At 24.8% G+C, this 1,715-nt stretch carries 2 protein-coding genes; both read left to right on the top strand.

The features are described 5' to 3' along the window. Nucleotides 1–638 (top strand): hypothetical protein (locus CLTEP_RS15010; RefSeq protein ID WP_161938391.1); only part of this gene is annotated, 638 nt, incomplete at its 5' end. A 310-nt stretch (nucleotides 639–948) separates the two neighbouring features. Continuing rightward, on the top strand, nucleotides 949–1,413 hold the full coding sequence (locus CLTEP_RS13920; RefSeq protein ID WP_066827670.1) for a hypothetical protein: 465 nt from the start codon (nucleotides 949–951) through the stop codon (nucleotides 1,411–1,413). Nucleotides 1,414–1,715 lie beyond the last annotated feature (302 nt).

The raw sequence follows: 1,715 nt of genomic DNA, 5'->3' as shown, positions 1-1,715 counted from the left end.
TCAAAAAAATATATGAGACAACTGATCTTGATAGTCATAACATATATAGGGATAATCCAATATGTAAGATTGCGAAAAAACTTCAAAAGGATATAAGTGTAAGAAAAGAAGATTATGAAAAATTATTCGGAAGTGATTTTTTTGATGTAAATATGATTATAGATGGAATCGTTGTATATCATGCCAGTGATGATGATATTACATACCTTAATATTCGTGAGAAACAAATATTGAAGAACTTTAAATCTGTATATGAACATTATCCTAAAGGAAAGTATTATGGACAATGGGGATGTGCTCATATTCCATTAACACAAGGAGTTTCTAATATTAAAAACAATTTTGCATCTGTACTCAATACTTCCTATAGTGAATTAAAAGGAAAAATATTCTCAATTGGGTACGTATACTCTTCACCTAATAGTGAAAAATATAAAGAATTTATAAAGCCTTTTAGCCCTTATTTAGATAAAAATAAATCTTTCACTATTTTTAAAACATATGGAAAGGATTGTCCTTTTGATGTTCCTGCTTATGGTTTCTTTAGTAACCCTATTACTGATAATAATACTCTTTCCGATTATTTTAAAGCTATAATTATAATTCAAAATTACAAATGTGAAGAATGGTACTTTTAGAAAGTAAATTAGCTAGTAAACAACAAAAATGACAAATAGTAAATGTGAACTACCACCCAGACAAGCAACGGGGTTTTCTTGTGTCGTTTCTATAAAATCAATCCTTTCATTTTTTTCAGTCGACTGTTGTTTTACACTATATAAAGACAGAATTAACATGCAATATGTAAACCCTTATTGTTTTTTTTGAAGAAATATGATATATTATAGCGTATAAGTAGCATTTTATAAGTAAAATACAAAATTTATAGTACTTATATAGAATAGTATTGGAATATTTAATAGTATTAATAAAATCAAGGAGGTAAATATGAGATTTTTAACTAAATTTGAAGTGCATGTTGTATGGTATTATGGGGAAATTCCTAGAAGTGTTAAAACACAAATTTGGAAACAAGCAGGATATTCTTCTTCACAATCGGTTGTACAAAATGCTAAAGACATGAATGAAACACTTATTTCTCAAAGGTTGCAAAATGCAATTGAGAATGTAATTGGAAATGAAAAATGGAATCAATTTTTAAAAAGAGCTTTAATTAAAGTAGAAAAATTAACAATAACAACAGAAAATGATTATTTTAGAAAATTAAAATATGAATTTGAGAAATTTACGAAAGAAGCTGAAAATATTTTTACAGTTGATGGTTCAACTGATGATAAAATAATAGAAAGATTAAAAAATGCAAAAGATTTACTGAATAAAATAGATTTGAATAATATAACAGTAGATGATGGAAATACTTACATCAGAATACTTAAAAGTATTCTGAATTAATAGATAATTAAGTATAGCTATAGCTAGAAGGGTTTTTATTATGGGAAATAGAACCAATTTTAATTTGAATTATATTTACAATATTCTATATAAATTTAAAATTAATTTGATTTATTGCATATAAATTAAGTATATATTAAATATTTAATTTGATATAATTGCTTATGTTTAAGTACAGCTCTAAAGATTAAAAATTCTTCGCATTAAAATGTTATAAATATGTATATGTACTCAACGAATATTATTAGTGGAATACTAATTTATATTGTTTGAGGAGGTTTAAATAATTGAGGAAGACTAGA

This window comes from Clostridium tepidiprofundi DSM 19306 (assembly GCF_001594005.1).
Taxonomy (GTDB): Bacteria; Bacillota; Clostridia; order Clostridiales; family Clostridiaceae; genus Clostridium_AC; species Clostridium_AC tepidiprofundi.
Note: the sequence above shows the minus strand (reverse complement) of the source record. Positions and strands in the feature narration are given on the sequence as shown.